At 70.0% G+C, this 17,084-nt stretch carries 15 protein-coding genes; 10 read left to right on the forward strand and 5 right to left on the reverse strand.

Going from position 1 to position 17,084, the window contains the following annotated elements; translation table 11 throughout:
- Nucleotides 1-44: 44 nt before the first annotated feature.
- Nucleotides 45-3,080 (reverse strand): alpha-L-rhamnosidase C-terminal domain-containing protein, encoded by a 3,036-nt coding sequence (locus tag VGR06_RS07545; RefSeq protein ID WP_327558243.1) that lies wholly within the window; start codon nt 3,078-3,080, stop codon nt 45-47.
- A 349-nt stretch (nt 3,081-3,429) separates the two neighbouring features.
- Between VGR06_RS07545 and VGR06_RS07550 the strand changes: the two genes are divergently transcribed.
- On the forward strand, nt 3,430-4,440 hold the full coding sequence (locus tag VGR06_RS07550; protein WP_327558244.1) for a LacI family DNA-binding transcriptional regulator: 1,011 nt from the start codon (nt 3,430-3,432) through the stop codon (nt 4,438-4,440).
- Nucleotides 4,441-4,594: 154 nt separating this feature from the next.
- Here the strand turns inward: VGR06_RS07550 and VGR06_RS07555 are convergent, their stop codons facing one another.
- Nucleotides 4,595-4,783, reverse strand: a complete 189-nt coding sequence (locus tag VGR06_RS07555; RefSeq protein WP_327558245.1) for a DUF397 domain-containing protein — start codon at nt 4,781-4,783, stop codon at nt 4,595-4,597.
- A 65-nt stretch (nt 4,784-4,848) separates the two neighbouring features.
- Nucleotides 4,849-5,610 (reverse strand): helix-turn-helix transcriptional regulator, encoded by a 762-nt coding sequence (locus VGR06_RS07560; RefSeq protein WP_327558246.1) that lies wholly within the window; start codon nt 5,608-5,610, stop codon nt 4,849-4,851.
- Between the two features lie 196 nt (nt 5,611-5,806).
- Between VGR06_RS07560 and VGR06_RS07565 the strand changes: the two genes are divergently transcribed.
- The 6 genes from VGR06_RS07565 to VGR06_RS07590 are packed head-to-tail and all read left to right on the forward strand — an operon-like array spanning nt 5,807 to nt 13,983.
- Nucleotides 5,807-8,296 carry an alpha-L-arabinofuranosidase C-terminal domain-containing protein gene (locus VGR06_RS07565; RefSeq protein ID WP_327558247.1) on the forward strand — a complete coding sequence of 830 codons (2,490 nt, stop codon included), beginning with the start codon at nt 5,807-5,809 and terminating at the stop codon, nt 8,294-8,296.
- A gap of 2 nt (nt 8,297-8,298) precedes the next feature.
- On the forward strand, nt 8,299-9,774 hold the full coding sequence (locus VGR06_RS07570; protein ID WP_327558248.1) for a family 43 glycosylhydrolase: 1,476 nt from the start codon (nt 8,299-8,301) through the stop codon (nt 9,772-9,774).
- Between the two features lie 57 nt (nt 9,775-9,831).
- The gene (locus tag VGR06_RS07575) at nt 9,832-10,449 is read left to right on the forward strand and encodes a chemotaxis protein CheB (RefSeq protein WP_327558249.1); all 618 of its coding nucleotides are present in this window, start codon (nt 9,832-9,834) and stop codon (nt 10,447-10,449) included.
- Nucleotides 10,449-12,308, forward strand: coding sequence for a CheR family methyltransferase (locus VGR06_RS07580; RefSeq protein WP_327558250.1), 1,860 nt, complete (start codon nt 10,449-10,451; stop codon nt 12,306-12,308). Before VGR06_RS07575 ends, VGR06_RS07580 begins: the two co-directional genes overlap by 1 nt.
- Before the next feature lie 21 nt (nt 12,309-12,329).
- Nucleotides 12,330-13,247 carry an ANTAR domain-containing protein gene (locus tag VGR06_RS07585; RefSeq protein ID WP_327558251.1) on the forward strand — a complete coding sequence of 306 codons (918 nt, stop codon included), beginning with the start codon at nt 12,330-12,332 and terminating at the stop codon, nt 13,245-13,247.
- 13 nt (nt 13,248-13,260) lie between these two features.
- Complete coding sequence (locus VGR06_RS07590; protein ID WP_327558252.1) at nt 13,261-13,983, forward strand: GAF and ANTAR domain-containing protein; 723 nt, start codon at nt 13,261-13,263, stop codon at nt 13,981-13,983.
- Here VGR06_RS07590 and VGR06_RS07595 read toward each other — a convergent pair.
- A complete protein-coding gene (locus tag VGR06_RS07595; RefSeq protein ID WP_327558253.1) occupies nt 13,955-14,194 on the reverse strand; it encodes a hypothetical protein in 240 nt (79 codons plus the stop codon). The genes VGR06_RS07590 and VGR06_RS07595 overlap by 29 nt on opposite strands.
- Nucleotides 14,195-14,278: 84 nt before the next feature.
- Between VGR06_RS07595 and VGR06_RS07600 the strand changes: the two genes are divergently transcribed.
- Nucleotides 14,279-14,773, forward strand: coding sequence for a hypothetical protein (locus tag VGR06_RS07600; protein ID WP_327558254.1), 495 nt, complete (start codon nt 14,279-14,281; stop codon nt 14,771-14,773).
- Between the two features lie 196 nt (nt 14,774-14,969).
- Here VGR06_RS07600 and VGR06_RS07605 read toward each other — a convergent pair whose 3' ends face one another.
- Nucleotides 14,970-15,509, reverse strand: coding sequence for a GNAT family N-acetyltransferase (locus tag VGR06_RS07605; protein ID WP_327558255.1), 540 nt, complete (start codon nt 15,507-15,509; stop codon nt 14,970-14,972).
- A 249-nt stretch (nt 15,510-15,758) separates the two neighbouring features.
- Here VGR06_RS07605 and VGR06_RS07610 point away from each other — a divergent pair, with 249 nt between their 5' ends.
- Both VGR06_RS07610 and VGR06_RS07615 read left to right on the forward strand, forming a co-directional pair.
- Nucleotides 15,759-16,532 (forward strand): GNAT family N-acetyltransferase, encoded by a 774-nt coding sequence (locus VGR06_RS07610; RefSeq protein WP_327558256.1) that lies wholly within the window; start codon nt 15,759-15,761, stop codon nt 16,530-16,532.
- 53 nt (nt 16,533-16,585) lie between these two features.
- On the forward strand, nt 16,586-17,083 hold the full coding sequence (locus VGR06_RS07615) for a DUF1003 domain-containing protein (protein WP_327558257.1): 498 nt from the start codon (nt 16,586-16,588) through the stop codon (nt 17,081-17,083).
- The last annotated feature ends 1 nt before the right edge of the window (nt 17,084 follow it).

The following is a 17,084-nucleotide window of genomic DNA, read 5'->3' on the forward strand; positions in this document are numbered from 1 at the left end:
GATGAAGGGGGCCTTCCTCGCGCTGGGCGTGAGAAAGGCCCCCTTCATCGCACTCCCACCCGGAAATGGGTGCGGCCGGAGCCGGTGGTGAACACGGTGCGGTCCGGGCCGGATTCGACCAGCCGGGGCTCGCCGTCGCCCCAGGCCCGGGCCGCGGCGGGCAGCACCACGGTCGCGGTGACGTTGACCGGCACGGACACCTCCAGTTCGAGGCCCCGGCCGGTGCGGGTCCAGGAGACGGTGACCGGGCCGCGCTCCGTCCACTCGGTACCGCGGGCGTGGCGCAATCCGCTTGCCGGCGGGGTGATCCGGACCGTGGTCGCCCCGGCTCCGGTCACCTCGAGGCCGAGCAGGCCCTGCAGGATCCCGCTGATCCCGGCCGAGCCCCAACCGTGCGAGAAGCTCTCGCTGCTCGACTGGTTCACTTGTGCGCCAGCGCATTCGGCGACCGTGCAGCCGGGAGTCCACTGCTCCCACAGGAACGTGCCGCCCTCGGCGAGGACCTGCGCGGGGCCGTCCCGGGTCGGATCGGTGAGCAGCCGCAGGATGGTCTCCGGGTGACCGGTGCGCCGCAACGCCTCCAGCAGCTGGCGCAGCGTCATCGGGCCCTGCCGCATGCCCAGCCCGCCGAGGTAGGCGCCGAGCGCGGGATAGGCCGAGGCCGGCGCGACGCCGTAGGTCACCGGGAAGCTCTGCGCGTGCTGGGAGAAGTTCGGGATCGGCTGCCCGGTGGACAGCGCCAACCCGTCGGCGTAACGGCCGGTGGCCGGGTCCCGCAGCCGCTCGTTCATCGCCGCGGCAACGGAATCGGCGCGCTGCCGGTACTCGGCCGCGGTCGGGTCGCCGGTGAGGGCGGCGGCGTCGGCCACCGCGCGCAGGGCGCCGACCGCGAGCGCGTTGACCACCGTCCGGCTGCCGTTGTCGGTGACCGTGGTGTCGTAACGCATCGCCGGCGGCCAGTCGATGATGCCGTGCTCGTACGGTCCGCTGCCGCCGGGCAGCTCGTGCACCAGCCCGGTGCCGTCGACGGCGGCGGAGAGGTAGTCGGCGACGCCCTTCATCGCCGGGAGCACCTGGGCGACCAGTGCGGTGTCGCCGGTGAGCTGGTGGTAGCGCATGACCCACTCGGGGAACATCTCGGTGTAGTCCGGGATGTCGCGCTTCCCGTCACCGTTGGGGTAGACGGCGTTGAGCGCTCCGCTCGGCCAGTAGCGCGCCTGCGAGTGCGCGAACTCGAGGATCGCCTGCCGGGTGAGGCTGCGCTCGCCGAGCGCCTCCATGGTGGCGAACGACTGGTCGATGGTGTCGCCGAGGAACTGCCCCTTCTCCCGGGTCGGCGTGTCCAGGAAGACGTTCTGCGCGGAGTACCGGGCCGAGTGGCGCATCAGCTCGAACACCGCGTCCAGCGCCGGGTCGCTGCTGCTGAACGTGGCCGCCTCGGCCGGCCGCACGTCGGTCGCCTGCGTGACGGCCGCGATCTGCTCGGTGGTCAGGGTTTCGCCGGGGTCGCTGATCTCCAGGTAGCGCCAGCCCCAGTAGGTGAACGGCTGGGCCACCTGAGGGCCGGACTTCTGCGTGTGGTGGAACCGCAGGTCGCTGCCCTGAGTGTCCAGTGTGGACGTTCCGGCGCGGGAGGTCTCCACCCAGGCGCCGGCGGCGTGCGCCCGGTCGAGCGGTGCGTCGAGCTGCACCGGGTCGACGGCGGTGACCACGCGGGTCTCCGGTGAGCCCGGACCGTACCCGTTGGCCGGGGCGTCGATCGTGACCTGGTCGCCGGTGTGCACTGTGGACGGTGCGGTGAGCGTGACGGTGCGGGCGCCCGGTTCGGCCGGCGCGGCGAGCGTGGTGTTGGCGCGCCGGTAGCTGGTGGTCATGGTGATCTGCCGGCCGGCGGTGCCGGTCCGGAACGTGACGCTGGGGACCGCGGCGACCACCCGGCCGAAGTCGGCGAACACGGTCCCGTCGGGAAGCCGGCGCACCGAGACCGGGTGGATCACCGACCGGCTCAGGTGGGCCTGCTGCGCGACGAGCCGGGTGATGGCGCACGGCGCGGAGCCGTAACCCGTGCAGCTCGGCGGATTCGGCCTCGGGTGCGGACCGATGACCGTTGCGGCGGTCCAGGCGCTGTCGTCGTAGGCCGCGGTGTCCCAGCCGGTGATCTCCTGGGCGGCGTCGTAGCGTTCCACCCGGTCGCCGGCGTCGGAGTTGCGGTAGGTGAGCGTCGTGACGTCCTGCGCGGTGTCCTTGGCCAGGCGCCAGGTTCCGTCCGAGACGGCCACCTCGGCCGTGCCGTCGGCGTGCTCGATGACGATCTTGACCAGCAGCCCGGACGGTCCCTCCGGTGGCTGCGGGCCGTTGGCGCGGCCCTGGCAGCGGCAGGTCCAGTAGTGGTAGCGCATCCCGACGGCCAGCGGCGTGCCGGCCCGCACGCCGGTCAGCGCGGCGACGTCGTAGTAGCCCTCGCCCGGATAGCCGTAGGAGGAGCCGCGGCTGATCATGGCTCCGTTGAGCCGGAGCTCCCAATCGCCGGTCGCGGAGAGGTAGGCGCGCGCCCGGACCACCGGGCTGGCGCCGACCCCGATCACGGTCCGGGCCAGGGTGAACTCGTTGGCGGCGTCGTTTCCGGTTGCCGGGCGGCGGATCCAGGCCGCGCCGGACCAGTCGCCGTCGCCCAGCCCGGTGCCGAACGTGGCCGGGTCGGCGTACCGGGAGACCGCGCCGTGCCGGTCCCAGGTGCGCACCGTCCAGCGGTAGCCGGTACCGGGGTTGAGCGCCGGGCCGATGTACGGCGCCCAGGACTGCTGCGCGGAGGGAACCTTTCCGCTGTCCCAGATCCGGGCCGCGCCGCGGGTGACCACGAGCTGGTAGGCGGTCTGCGCCTCGTTGCCGTCACGGTCCCGGGGGAGCCAGCCGAAGTGGGGGACGCCGTCGATGGCCAGCGGGTCGGTCCGGTCGTCCACGGTCAGCCGGGCCGGCGGGTCGGGCGGGTGGTTCGCCGGTCCGGCCTCGGCGGGGGTGAGTCCCGGCGTGATCATGGCCAGGAGCACGGACACCACGAGCGAGCCCCACCGGCGCCACATCGATGTGACCTCCTGACCGATGAAACGTTCAAACAGGTCCAGGATTCACGCTAGCCCGAGGTGACCCGTGAGGCAAGCGCTTTCCCACGCTCGTCGCGATCGGCGTCGCGGATGGATACAGTGCCTATTCCAACGAGGAACATTCACAACGAGATCGGCGGCGTGGCAGGTGCATGGCTGGGTGGGCTGGTGGGTAGGGCCAGCCGCTCGGGCAGACCTCCGGCCTGCCGTCGCGGCCGGTGGCGAACACCACCCGGCGGCCCGCCGTCGCGGCCGGCGTTGTGAATAGCCCTCAGCGTGCCCAAACTGGGCTGGCACGTTTCAGTGATCGGGAACCGAGGGGCGGGAGATGGCGCCGAGCATGAAGGACGTCGCCGAGCGCGCCGGCGTGTCGGTGGGCACGGTGTCCAATGTGCTCAACCGGCCGGACCGGGTCGCCGAGGCGACGAAGGCGCAGGTGCTCGCCGCGATCTCCGAGCTCGGTTTCGTCCGCAACTCCTCGGCCGCGCAGCTCCGCGCCGGCACCAGCCGCTCCCTCGGCCTGATCGTGCTGGACCTCGCCAACCCCTTCTTCCACGACGTGGCCCGCGGCGTCGAGGACGTGGCCGAGGACGCCGGATACGCCGTGGTGCTGTGCAACTCCGACGAGCAGGCCCACCGGGAGAACCGCTACCTGCAGGTGCTCGAGGAGCAGCGGGTGCGCGGCGTGCTGATCACCCCGGTCGAGGTCGGCTCGGAGCGCTTGGACGCCCTGCGCCGCCGCGGCACCCCGACCGTGCTGGTGGACCGGCACGACCCGAACGTCAACTGCTGCTCGGTCGCCGTCGACGACGTGGCCGGCGGTCAGCTCGCCGGCGCCTGCCTGCTGGACCGCAACGAGCACCGCCGCATCGCCTATGTCACCGGCCCACTCAAGATCCGCCAGTGCGCCGACCGGCTGAACGGCCTCCGCCTCGCGGCCAAGGAGGCCGGCCTCGACCCGGACGAAGCGATCACCGTCGTCGAGATGCCGGCCCTCAACGCCCGCACCGGCTACGAAGCCGCGAGCCGTCTCTTCCGCGACGGCACCGACATCACGGCCGCCTTCTGCGCCAACGACCTGCTCGCCCTCGGCGTCCTCCGGGCCGCGGTCAGCACCGGCCGCCAGGTCCCCGACGACATCGCGCTCCTCGGCTACGACGACATCGACTTCGCCGCCGACGCCGCCGTCCCGCTCTCCTCCGTCCGCCAACCCCGCCGGCAGATCGGCCGGGCCGCGGCGCAACTGCTCATCGAGGAGTGCGACAACCCCATCACCCACGCCCACCAGCAGATCATGTTCCGCCCCGAACTCGTGACCCGCGAGTCAACCGGCGGCTGAGCTCCCGGAAGGCGTGACATGACTACGCCGAGGCGGGACATGCCTACCGGAACGCGGGACACGCCCGAGCCACGGCCATCGCACGCGCGTGTCCCGTCTTCACGTAGCCATGTCCCGCTCTCGCGTAGCCATGTTCCGCCTCCGCGTAGTTGTGTTACGCGCTCAGGGAGCGGCCAACCGGTGCGGTGAGGGAGCGCCAAGCCTGAGGGGCGAAGGTGAGGGTGGGGCCGGTCGTGTTCTTGGAGTCGCGCACGGCCACGGCGAACGGGGCGAGGGCCACCTCGACGCAGTTGCCGTCAGGTTCCATGCTGAAGCTGCTCTTCCGCCAGGCTGTCGGGGGCATCGGGGGAGTCCTCCGGTCGGTCGAACTCGCTCGCCAGCGCGGCGAGCCACTCCCGCGATTCTTCCCTAACTCAGAGCGACTTCGGAGAGACTGGCCAGCTTCTCCTGATACTGGGTGACCTCGTCCGGGTCCTCCAGGAAGAGGCCGACCGAATCCACGTAGACCAGCGGCCGGTGCCTGGCGTAGCGGAACAGCACGAACTCCGCGCCGAAGTAGGAGCGCGCGCCCAGCGCGGCCGGCACCACCCGGATGGTGAGCTGCGGCTGCTCGCCCAGCAGCACCAGCTTGAGCAACTGCTCGTTCATCAGCCGGTTGCCGCCGACCGGCAGGCGCAGCGCGTACTCGTGGATGTAGAACGCGAACTCGCGACTGTGCAGGGCGAGCTGGCGCTCCATCCGCATACCCACCCAATACCTGACGAACAGGGGCTCCAGCCCTGCCGCACCGATGACCTCGGTGGCGTACTCCTCGGTCTGCAGCAGACCAGGCACCCCCATCGGGCCGTAGTCGACTGACGAGGACGCGGTGGTCTCGTAGAAGATCAGCGAGCTCAGCCGCCTGGACAGCCAGTAGCCCAGCGGGCCGGGTTCGCGGCACATCTCGAGGAGCGCGTCGATGTGGTCGTGCGCCAGGCCGCAGTGCGCGGCGTAGCGCACCACGTCGATCTCGTTCATTCCCGTGATGCCGTGCTCGATCCGGGACACCTTGCTCGTCGACCAGCCCAGCCGCTTGGCCAGCGTCTCGCTGGAGATGCCGAGCGTCTCGCGGTACTGCCGCAGCTCGTCGCCCAGCTCGCGGGCCCGCGCCGCACCGATCCGTTCACCCATGAGGGCAAGCTAGACCGCACGGCGTGCGAACCACGACGAGCGACACGGAAGACCACTCCAACGAAGCAGCCCGCCGGCCGACTTGCAGTGGGTGCAAGTCGTCCACCGTTGACGAAAACGTTCGACAGTCCTAGCGTCGGGTGCGTTGCCGATTCCCGAACTTAGTTCGAAATATCGAACATCCTGGGAGTACGTTATGGCCGCGCGTCTTCTGGTCGCCGCCTTAGCACTGTCCACTGTGGTCGGTTCGGTTTCCGCGGTGCCGGCCGCCGCCGAGCTCGACTACTCGGTGAGTGTCGACCTCGCCGGCACCGGGCCGGCGATCTCCGACACCATGTACGGGATCTTCTTCGAGGACATCAACCGTGCGGCGGACGGTGGTCTCTACGCCGAGCTGGTGCAGAACCGGTCGTTCGAGTACGACCGGGTGGACAACGCCGCGTTCACCCCGCTGACCAGCTGGGCGCCGGTGGCCGGCTCGGGCACGGTCGAGGTGCTCGACGACGCCGCGCGGCTGAACGAACGCAACCGGCGCTACCTGCGCCTCGGCCTGCCCGCCGGGGTGATCAATGCCGGCTACAACTCGGGGATCCGGGTGGAGCAGAGCAAGACGTACGACTTTTCGGTCTGGGCGCGCACCGACGCGCCGGCCGGCACGCCGCTGACCGTCGCGCTCACCGACCCGGCCGGGCAGAACCTCGCCCCGCCGCTGCGGCTGACCGTGCGTGGCGACACCTGGACCCGTTACACCGGAACGCTTTCCGCGCGCACCGCGAGCATCACCGGGCGCCTGCTGGTCAGCGGCGGGGGAGCGGGCACGCTGCGGCTGGACGTGGTGTCGCTGTTCCCGCGGGACACCTACAAGAACCGGCCCAACGGGATGCGCCGGGACCTCGCCGAGAAGGTCGCCGCGCTGCATCCCGGCTTCATCCGCTTCCCCGGCGGGTGCCTGGTGAACACCGGCAGCCACGCCGGCTACGAGGCGCCGAACTTCGAACGACGGCGCTCATACCAGTGGAAGGACACGGTCGGGCCGGTCGAGCAGCGCGCCACCAACGCCAACTTCTGGGGCTACAACCAGTCCTACGGGCTCGGCTACTACGAGATGTTCCAGTTCGCCGAGGACATCGGCGCGATGCTGCTGCCGGTGGTGCCGGCGCTGGTCACCGGCTGCGGCCAGAACCGGGCCACCGACGACCCGGCGCTGCTGCAGCGGCACATCCAGGACACCCTCGACCTGATCGAGTTCGCCAACGGCCCGGTGGACTCCACCTGGGGGCGCAAGCGGGCCGAGATGGGGCACCCGCGGCCGTTCGGCCTGACCCATCTGGAGGTCGGCAACGAGGAGGTCCTGCCCGACGAGTTCTTCGCCCGGTTCAGCCAGTTCCGCGCGTCGATCGCGGCCCGGTACCCGGACGTCACGGTGATCAGCAACTCCGGTCAGGACGACATCGGCGCCACGTTCGACCGGTTGTGGCGGCTCAACCGGGACGCCGGTGTGTCCATGGTGGACGAGCACTACTACAACAGTCCCACCTGGTTCCTCTCGAACAACCGGCGCTACGACAGCTACGACCGCAACGGCCCCAAGGTGTTCCTCGGTGAGTACGCCTCGCTGGACAACCGGTTCCGCAACGCGCTGGCCGAGGCGTCGTACCTGACCGGCGTCGAGCGCAACGCCGACGTGGTCAAGCTGGTCTCCTACGCGCCGCTGCTGGCCAACGAGGACTACGTGCAGTGGCGGCCGGACATGATCTGGTTCAACAACCGCGCGGTCTGGGGCTCGGCCAGCTACGAGGTGCAGAAGCTGTTCATGACCAGCAAGGGCAACCAGGTCGTGCCCAGCACCGCCACCGGCTCACCGTCCACAATGGAACCGATCACCGGCGCGGTCGGACTGTCCACGTGGGGCACCGCCGCGTCCTATGACGACGTGCGGGTCACCTCGGCCGGCGGCGCGGAGCTGTTCGCCGACGACTTCTCCGGCACCGACGCCCAGTGGACCAACATCGCCGGCCGCGGCTCCTGGGCGGTCAGCAACGGCGCCTACGTGCAGTCCGACACGGCCGCGGAGAACACCATGGTGCGCGCCGGCGACGCGGGGTGGCGCGACTACGACCTGAACGTCAAGGCCACCAAGCTTTCCGGCCGCGAGGGGTTCCTGGTCGGCTTCGGCGTCAAGGACAGCAACAACTACTACTGGTGGAACATCGGCGGCTGGGGCAACACCCAGACCGCGGTGGAGAAGGCGACGGGCGGCGGCAAGGAGATCATGGTCGCCGACAGCACCCGGGTGGACACCGGCCGGGCCTACGACGTCCGGATCCAGGTCCGCGGCCGCAACGTCCAGCTGTTCCTGGACGGGCAGAAGTGGGGCGAGTTCACCGACGACAAGGTGGTCGAGCCGTTCCGCCAGGTCGTCACCCGCGACCGCACCACCGGCGAGGTCACCCTCAAGGTGGTCAACGACCAGCCCGACGCCGCCCGCACCGCCGTCGACCTGCGCGGCGCCCCGGTCGAGCGCACCGCCCGGGTGACCACCCTGCGCGGCGACCCGGACGACGTGAACACCCAGTTCACCGCGCCGATCGCCCCGGTCGAGTCCCGAGTGGACGTTGCCGGCACGTTCACCTACACGTTCCCGCCGAACTCGGTGACCTTCATCCGGATCAAGCCGAGGAGCTGACCATGACCGGAATCGACCGCAGATCCCTGTTCCGCGCCGGGGGAGTGGTCGCCGCCGCGGCGAGCATCGGGCCCGCCAAGATCGCCGCGGTCACCGCCGCGGCCGACGAGGTCGACCAGGCCGGCGCCCCGGCGCTCACCACCCGGAACCCGTTGGTGGAGCAGCGAGCCGACCCGTTCATCACCCGGGTCGCCGGCATGTACTACCTGACCGGCTCGGTCCCCGAGTACGACCGGGTGGTGGTGCGCGGATCGTCTACTGTGGACGGTCTGGCCGCGGCCCGGGAGCGGACCGTCTGGCGGCGCCCGGCCAGCGGCCCGATGGCCGGTTTCATCTGGGCGCCCGAGCTGCACCGCATCGGCGACCGCTGGTTCGTCTACTTCGCCGCAGGCGACTCCGACGACCCGTTCCGCATCCGCACCTACGTCCTCGAGTCCGCCAACGAGGACCCGCGCGCCGAGGGCTGGCTCCCGCCGAAACGGATCGTCACCGCCTGGGACACCTTCACCTTGGACGCCACCACGTTCGAGCACCGCGGCACCCGTTACCTGCTGTGGGCGCAGAACGAACCGGGCATCGCCACCAACAGCAACCTCTACCTGGCCGCGATGGCGTCCCCGCTGGAGCTGGCCACCGCGCCGGTCCGCCTCTCCGTGCCCACCGCCGCCTGGGAGACGCAGGGCTTCCGGGTCAACGAAGGCCCGGCGGTCCTCATCCGCAACGGCCGCGTCTTCGTGACGTTCTCCGCCAGCGCCACCGACGCCCGCTACGCCATGGGCCTGCTCACCGCCGACGAGAACGCCGATCTCCTGGATGCCCGCTCCTGGACCAAGTCCCCGAACCCGATCTTCACCACCAACGCAGCCACCAGCCAGTTCGGCCCCGGCCACAACTGCTTCACCGTCGCCGAGGACGGCACGGACGTCCTCGTCTACCACGCCCGCGACTACCGCGACATCACCGGCGACCCGCTGTTCGACCCCAACCGCCACACCCGCGTCCAACGCCTGTACTGGAACGAGGACGGCACCCCCAGCTTCGGCATCCCGGTCGGCCGCGGCGGCCCCATCTCCCGGCTGTCCCCAATGGACACACCGCAACTCGTCCTGCGCCACTTCGAGTTCCGCCTCCGCTTCGAAGGCAACGTGCGCGAGCTGGCCGACTCCCAGTTCCGCTTCGTCCCCGGCCACCTCGGCCCCGGCACGGTGTCCCTGCAGTCGGTCAACTTCCCCGACCGCTACCTCCGGGTCATCGAGGACGCGGTGCCGCGCATCGACCCCTTCGAGGACACCGACGCCTACGGCCGCGCCACCAGCTTCCGGCGCGAACCCGGCCTCGCCGACCGCACCGCGGTGTCCCTCCGCGTCCCCACCGCACCGCGCACCTACCTCGCCCACGACGGCAACGGCCGGCTCGTCGCCACGCTGCTGGGCTCGACCCGCACAGATCGGGTACGCGCCACCTTCCGGCTCGGCTGACCATCCGGCGCCGCCACCGCTAGGCTCAACCGGTGTTTGCGGCTATGGCGCGCCGTCATGAACCAGCCTGAGTCCGGCCTCCGACGAGGCGAGCCGGGCGAGCGGTATGACATCGTGACGATCGCCTCGTCGGCCGGTGGTATCCGGGCGCTCACGCAGGTGCTCGGTGGGCTTCCGGCCGATTTCCCGGTTCCGGTACTGGTGGTCCAGCATCTGGATCGCCGGCACGAGACCGTGATCGCCCAGGTGCTCGGGCGCCGGTCGGTGCTGAAGGTCAAGCTCGCCGAGGCGAACGAGCGGGCCACGCCGGGCACTGTCTATGTGGCCCCGCCCAACCGGCACCTGCTGGTCGGCGCCGGCGGTGAGCTGACTCTGACGAGCACCGAGCTGGTGCACTTCGTCCGCCCGTCGGCCGATCTGCTCTTCGAGTCCGCGGCCGGGGCGTACGGGTCGCGGGCGATCGCCTGCGTGCTGACCGGGACGGGCAGCGACGGAGCGATGGGGGTGAGCGCGGTCAAGTCGCGCGGTGGCACGGTCATCGCGGAGGATCCGGAGTCGGCCGAGTTCAACGGCATGCCGGTGGCGGCCGTCGGCACCGGCTCGGTCGACTTCGTGCTGCCGCTCGTCGAGATCGCGGCGGTCATCCGGGGTCTGGTCGAAGCGAGGAGATCGTGATGTCGCAGCAACCCGACGACGGCCCGGATCCCGACCTGGAGGTGCTGCTCGCCTTCATCCGTGACTCACGGGGTTTCGACTTCACCGGCTACAAGCGGACGTCGCTCGCCCGGCGGGTGCGCAAGCGGATGAGCGACGCGGGAGTCGCGGACTACGTCGACTACCGGGACCTGCTGGAGACCAGCTCGGACGAGTTCGGATTCCTGTTCAACACCATCCTGATCAATGTGACCGGATTCTTCCGGGACACCGAGAGCTGGTCCTACCTCCAGCAGGAGGTCGTCCCCGAACTGCTGAACAGCGTCGACTCCGGCGAGGACATCCGGGTCTGGAGCGCCGGCTGCTCGAGTGGTGAGGAGGCGTACTCGCTTGCCATGATCTTCGCCCACGCACTCGGGGTCGAGGAGTGCGCCAAACGGGTCAAGATCTACGGCACCGACGTCGACGAGGAGGCGCTGCGCGAGGCCCGCACCGGGGTGTACACGGCGAAGTCGCTCGAGCCGCTGCCCGAGGACTTCCGGCACCTGTACTTCGAGCCGTGCGGCACCCGGTTCGCATTCCGGTCCGACCTGCGCCGGCGGGTGATCTTCGGCCGGCACGACATCACCAGGGACGCCCCGATCTCCCGGCTGCACCTGCTGGTGTGCCGGAACACGTTGATGTACTTCAATGTCGAGGCGCAGTCGCAGATCGTCGACCGGTTCCACTTCGCCCTGGGCGGGGGTGGCCACCTGTTCCTCGGAAAGGCGGAGATGCTGCTCTCCGACGGCGAGCGGTTCGACATCGTCAGCATGCGCCAGCGGATCTTCCGGCGCCGGCCGGGTGACGCGGGCCCGCCGCACCAGCCCGCCCCGATCAAGCTGATCCCGACCGCCGGGTTCGGGCTGCGCGACGCCGCCCGCAAGCGGCAACTGCGCGACCTGGTCCTCGAGGCGGCGCCGAACGCCATGATCGCCATCGACCTGGACGGGCTGGTCGCCCAGGTCAACAGCCAGGCCCGGGCGCAGTTCGGGCTCGCCTCGCACGACATCGGCCGGCCGTTCCGGGACCTCGAGGTCTCCTACCGGCCGACCGAGCTCCGGTCGCTCATCGAGCAGGCCCACGCGGAGAGCCGGGCGGTCCGGGTCAACGGCGTGGAACGCCGGTTGTCCGCCGATGACGTCCAGTACCTCGACATCATCGTCCAGCCGCTCACCTCGTCCGAGGGCCTCGTGGTCGGTTCGTCGGTGGTGTTCGTCGACACCACCGCGCTCACCCGGCTGCAGCTCGAGGTGAAACGCAACCGGGAGGATCTGGACACCGCCTACGAGGAGCTGCAGTCCACCAACGAGGAGCTCGAGACCACCAACGAGGAACTGCAGTCCAGCATCGAGGAGTTGGAGACGACCAACGAGGAGCTGCAGTCCACGAACGAGGAGCTCGAGACCACCAACGAGGAGCTCCAGTCGGGCAACGAGGAGCTCGAGACGATGAACGAGGAGATCCGCATTCGGAGCACCGAGCTCGACGAGGCCCGGACCTTCCTGGAGGGCGTGCTGGCCAGCATCGCCGCGGGGGTGGTGGTGATCGACGGAGAACGGCGGGTACGCAGCTGGAACCGGGGCGCGGAGGAGCTGTGGGGGTTGCGCAGCGACGAGGCCCAGCGGCAGCCGTTCTTCCAGCTCGACTTCGGGCTGCCGACCGACTCGCTCGTCGACGTCGTGCAGCGGTGCCTGGAAACGGGGGCACGAACCGGGCCGGTCGAGCTGGTGGCGGTGAACCGCAAGGGCCGGACGATCACCTGCTCGGTGTTCTGCTCGCCGCTGGACTCCCGGGGGGAGGGCGTGGTGCTGCTGATGGAAGAGGCCCCGCAGCACTGAGCAAGGGCTTAGACTGGCTCGGTGACCGGGCCGTTTCCCGAGATCGAGCCCGTTCGGAAGTGGGCCGACATGGAGCGCGTGCGCGCCATTCGCGCCGCCACGGTCGCGCGCCGGCACGAGCGGCTGATGGCCACCGCTGCCGAGTCGATCCGGCCATTCCACCAACGCATGGCGGATCTGCACCGCAGGCTCGAAATGCGCCACCTCACCGCGGCGAAGATGCACGACACCCATGTGTCCCGGCTGCTGCGCTGGGCCGTCACGAAGGAACAGCAGGCCGAGGTTCCGCCCCGGTACATCTCGGCCGTCGCGGAGATGCTCGGCGCCCGCAGCGCCGGCATCACGCTGCTCAGTCCCGAGCAGACCGAGATGTCGGTGATCTCGTCGGACACCGTGGCCGCGGCCGCCCAGGATCTCGAGTTCACCTTGGGCGAGGGGCCGGTGCACGACGCCACCACCGCCGGCGAGCTGGTCGTCGTGGCCGCGGACCTGCTGCCGCATCGCTGGCAGCACTACTCGCCCGCGGTGTCCCGGTTGGGCGTGCGTTCACTTGCGGTCGCGCCGCTGGGCCTGCCCGAGACCTGGGTGGGCGCCCTGACCGTTTTCGATCCGACGCGGACAAAGCTGGCCGGGTGGCTGGCGGGGGCCCTCAAGGAACTGGCCGACGCGTTGACCCATACCGTGCTGCTCACCGAGGAGTGCCTCGCCGCGCTCACCGACGAGGGCGTGGCGGTCACCGGCCCCGCCGGCCAGCTGCTCGCGAATGCCGACCACCATGCGGTCATCCATCAGGCCGCGGGGATGGTCGCCGCGCAGTGCGGGTGCAGCATCGAAGACGCGCTCGCGCTGGTCAAGGCCCGGGCGTTCGTACGCGGCGAACGGGTGGGCACGATCGCGCTGCAGATCGTCGAGAAGCAGCTCCGGCTGGACGACCAATAGAAGGAGCGGCTCGATGGGCGACACCGATCGCCGGGGCTGGGACGCGATGGCCGACCTCGCCGCCAGGTTCGTGGCGGAGGCGGACCTGGCGTGCACGCTCGCCTGGCTGGCGGATCAGTGTGCGGAGCTGCTCGGCGGCACCGCCGCCGGAGTCATGGTCATCGACGCGCAGGGCGCGCTCGACGTGGCCGCCGCCTCCTCCGGGCCGGCGCGGGAGCTGCAGGAGCTGGAGAAGCGGCACTTCGAGGGACCCGCCCGGGACAGCTTCCACGCCGGCCGGCGCATCGACTGCCCGGACCTGGCCGAGGCCGATGACCGGTGGCCCCGGTTCGCTCCGGTCGCCCAGCGGCATGGCAATGCCGCCTTGCACGCGTTCCCGATGGCGTTGCCCGGACGAACCATCGGGGCGATGACGGTGTTTCTGGCTGACCCGGGCGCTCTTCCCGGCGAGGCCCTGGAGACCGGGCAGACGCTGGCGAACCTGGCGGCGATCGGCGTGGGGAGCTACCGGGCCAGGCAGAACGAGATCCTGGCCGCGCAGCTGCAGGCCGCGCTGCACAGCCGGGTGCTCATCGAGCAGGCGAAGGGCCTGCTCGCCGAGCGGCTGGGCATTCCGCTCGATGACGCGTTCGCGCTGATGCGCCAGCACGCCCGCAGCCACGGCCGCAAGCTCGGAGACATCGCCTCCGCGGTGCTCGACGGCCGGCTCATACTCGCTGGCGAGCCAACGGAGTAGGCGGCTCCGGAGCCGGCAGGCAGCTCACCGCGAGCGCCCGCACCTCACGGATGGCCTCGTCCAGCGCTTCGACGGCGCGCAGCAGGCGCTCCCGCTCCGGTCCGTCGACCCGGCACAGCGCCCTGTTGATGTCGAGTCCCGCCCCGAAGAGCCGATTGATGATCAGTTCAGCCCGGTCCAACGGGTCGCCTCGGAAGTTGACGTCCGCCACAATGCCTCCAGCCGCCGCGAGCGTTGGCCGGGGTCCGGGGCGCTACTCGAGCCCGAATGGTACTCCCGGAGATGATCCAAACCCATGGTTGCGCAGACCGGTTCGGTCAATCTCAAATCGAAATCAATTTTCTCACCCATCCCCCCGCCCGAGGTATCTTGGTCCGGACATTCGGGGGAGGGCCCGGTCCCCGCCATCGCCCGAGCGGCGATCACGGGCGGGGGCGTCGTGCGACTGCGTTCCATCGATCAGCGGACACCCATCAGCAACCGCATCAACGCCTTGTACGCGGCCGGGTTCCGGTTCGCGACCAACCATGACGGCGCCGGCACGATCGTCGCGCTGATCGGCGTCCGGGCCTGCCACGGCGTGATCGACGTCGTCCAGCTCTACGGCGAGCACGACGCCGACGCCATCCGGATCCCCGGCGACGAACCGGATGTTCTCTTCCCCCGCAAGGTCCTCTGGCGCACCACCGGCTCATCCTGCGAGGTCATCGACATGCTCCTCGACCTGCCCGAGCCCCTGGCCGGGGGGAGTACTGCGATTTCAGTAGAAGAAATGTCGGCGGACGCATGACGACGGAGCGGTAGGCGGGTGCGGGCCTGACGGAGTACCCGATCCCGAGGGAGAGGACTCCGTGGCTGTGTTTCTCTACCGGTTGGGCCGTCTGGCCTTTCGGCGGCGCTGGTCCGTTCCGCTGCTGTGGCTGGGCGCCGTGGGTGTCGCCTCGGCCACCGCGTCCGAGCTGCCGGACGACACGAAGTGGGATGGCTCAGCGAGCGGCGGGTGCGAGCTGGTGGTCCAGCCAGACTCGGTCGCGCAGTGCGATGCCGTTGATCCGGATTCCCGGGTCGTAGCCGGTGGCCAGGGTGAAGGCATCCCGCTCGATCGCGCGCATCCGGAACCCCTGGCGTTGGTAGAAGCGGAGGTTGCCGATGTCGGCGGTGGCCGTGGCGACCACCAGCATCGAGGCCGCCTCGGCCGCGAGGAGTTCGACGGCGGCACGCACCAGGCGGGCACCGATGCCCTGGCCCTGCCGATCTTCCCGTACCGCCATGTTCTTGAGCTCGACCTCGTCTGGCCGATCGGTCTCGATGAGCTGGAGATGACCGACCACCTCGCAGCCGCGCCGCGCGACCAGGACCCGGCCGGACGCCAGATAGGTGTCGAGCTGGGCCGGTGAGTCTTCGGCCAATTCGAACAACGGCCGCAACCTCGCCCGCGCGCCGGTGTATGGCTCCACACGCACCTCGCCGATGTCGCCGGTGTTCGGCACGACGTTCGTGCGGTTCGGGGTCGACCGCTCGCTCATGACCGGGAAGCCTGGCAAAGGCTTGCCGCCGCCGGCCACCGGATTGCGCGTCGACCCGGGTGCGGTAAGCGTCACGTAAGCTGTTGCCGCTCGCGTGGCGCGGACGGTTCACGGCAAGGTGGATGCGGCCCATTTTCCGTACGTCCTCGAAGCGAAGCGAGCGCAGGGAAGCCCGTGAACGTCAGTCGAACGCCCCTCTTCTGTGACACCGCGCTCGCTGAGCGAATCGAGCGGGTCGAGGCGCGGCTGATGGCCGAATGCGTTGAAGCCGCCCGTCGCGGCGATGCGGACGCCATGGGCTTCGTGCGCTGCCTGGCCGGCGGTGTGGCCAGCTTCGCCGGGGAAGGCTCGCCGTTCAACAAGGTGGCGGGTCTCGGCTTCGACGGCGTACCGAGCGCGGGCGACCTGGATGAGGTCGAGAAGGCGTTCGCCGCCCGCGGCGCCGCTGCGCAGATCGAGCTGGCTCATCTTGGCGACCCCGCGATCGGTGTCCTGCTTACGGGGCGGGGCTATCGGCTGGAATCGTTCGAGAACGTGCTCGGTCTTGCGCTTGACGGTGCGCACGAGCGGGTTGCGCCACCCGGGATCCTGGTCCGGTCCAGCGGCGGCGAGGAGTTCGAACGGTGGCTCGATGTCCTGGCCGATGGCGTCGCCCACCCCGACAGCCAAGGGGTGCCCTGGCACGAGGAGTTTCCGCGCGAGTCCTACCAGCGGGCCGTCCGGCAGCTCGCGGCCGCCGGCGTGCAGCGCTATGTGGCACTACGCGACGGCGTCGTGGCTGGTGCGGCCGGTCTGCGAGTGTCGGAGGGCATCGCACAGTTCGCCGGCGCGGCGACCCTCCCCGCGCACCGCCGCCGCGGTGTCCAGTCCGCACTGCTGTCGGCCCGGCTCGCCGATGCCAAAGCCGCGGGCTGCGACGTCGCCGTCATCACCACCCAACCGGGGTCCACGTCACAACAGAACGCCCAGCGCCAGGGCTTCGACCTGCTCTACACCCGAGCCGTACTGGTCAAACAGCCCTGAGCTCCAGGTCCGGCCGACCGGTGCACATCCACTGTGGAGCTCAGGGAAGCAACGTGACGTTGCTTGCCCTAGAGGGAAAGCAACGTCACGTTGCTTCCCTTGCCCCTCCGGTGGAGCTGATTGTGCCCGTGACCGGCAGTGGCAGGATGCGAAACATGACCTCTTCTGACTCGGAAGTGCGGCATCATCCTGTCGTCGTGGAGCATGGCGAGACCCGGGCCGCCGATATTCAGCTTCGCGTCGCGGACGCGATTACCGCGTTTGCCGGTTCCATGCCGTTCGTCTACATCCACGCGGTTGTCTTCGCCGTGTGGATGGTGTTTCTGGAGGCCGACCCGTGGCCCAAGCTGACCCTTGTCGTGTCGCTCGAGGCGATATTTCTTTCCACCTTCGTGATGATCGGGCAAAATCGGGCGGCGGTTTTTCAGCAGGCCAAGGCCGATCACGACTTCGTCGAGCAGGAGATGGAGCTCAAGACCAACACCGAGCTGACCCGGGCGATTCACACCCTGACCCTCGAGATGCACGAACGCATGATCAAGGGTCGTTGAA

The sequence above is a fragment of the Actinophytocola sp. genome (genome assembly GCF_036002505.1).
Classification (GTDB): Bacteria; Actinomycetota; Actinomycetes; order Mycobacteriales; family Pseudonocardiaceae; genus DASYTH01.